The 1237-nt window shown below is 58.3% G+C and carries 1 rRNA gene; it reads left to right on the forward strand.

Annotated elements, in window-relative coordinates:
* Positions 1-1237, forward strand: a 23S ribosomal RNA gene (locus tag EP26_RS30860); the annotation flags it as partial.

The following is a 1237-nucleotide window of genomic DNA, read 5'->3' on the forward strand; positions in this document are numbered from 1 at the left end:
GGACTGGTAGAGCATACCAAGGCGCTTGAGAGAACCATGCTGAAGGAACTAGGCAAATTGCTCGCGTAACTTCGGGATAAGCGAGACCCTACTTTGGGCAACCAGGGTGGGGTGACACAAACCAGGGGGTGGCGACTGTTTAGTAAAAACACAGGGCTCTGCGAAATCGAGAGATGACGTATAGGGTCTGACGCCTGCCCGGTGCCGGAAGGTCAAGGGGAGATGTGCAAGCATCGAACCGAAGCCCCGGTAAACGGCGGCCGTAACTATAACGGTCCTAAGGTAGCGAAATTCCTTGTCGGGTAAGTTCCGACCTGCACGAATGGCGTAACGACCTCCCCACTGTCTCCAGCATGGGCTCAGCGAAATTGAATTCCCCGTGAAGATGCGGGGTACCCGCGGTTAGACGGAAAGACCCTATGAACCTTTACTGCAACTTCGCAGTGGCGCCAGGAAGGGACTGTGTAGGATAGGTGGGAGGCTTTGAAGCCGGGGCGCCAGCCTTGGTGGAGCCAACCTTGAAATACCACCCTGTGCCTTTCTGGCGTCTAACTGAGCCCCGTTAACCGGGGCCAGGACCCTGCGTGGTGGGCAGTTTGACTGGGGCGGTCGCCTCCCAAATGGTAACGGAGGCGCGCGATGGTGGGCTCAAGCCGGTCGGACATCGGCTGTTGAGTGCAAAGGCACAAGCCCGCCTGACTGTGAGCGCGACAGCGCGAACAGAGACGAAAGTCGGCCTTAGTGATCCGGTGGTCCCGCGTGGAAGGGCCATCGCTCAACGGATAAAAGGTACTCTAGGGATAACAGGCTGATCTCCCCCAAGAGTCCACATCGACGGGGAGGTTTGGCACCTCGATGTCGGCTCATCGCATCCCGGGGCTGGAGCAGGTCCCAAGGGTTCGGCTGTTCGCCGATTAAAGCGGTACGTGAGCTGGGTTTAGAACGTCGTGAGACAGTTCGGTCCCTATCTGCCGTGGGTGCAGGAGACTTGCGAGGATCTGTCCCTAGTACGAGAGGACCGGGATGGACGTACCTCTGGTGTACCAGTTGTTCCGCCAGGAGCATCGCTGGGTAGCTAAGTACGGACGGGATAACTGCTGAAGGCATCTAAGCAGGAAACCCCCCTCCAAACGAGGTCTCCCTCGAGGGCCGTGATAGACCATCACGTCGATAGGCCGCAGGTGGAAGTGCAGCAATGCATGCAGCCGAGCGGTCCTAATCGCCCGATAGATCTCCA

This window comes from Belnapia moabensis DSM 16746, assembly GCF_000745835.1.
Taxonomy (GTDB): domain Bacteria; phylum Pseudomonadota; class Alphaproteobacteria; order Acetobacterales; family Acetobacteraceae; genus Belnapia; species Belnapia moabensis.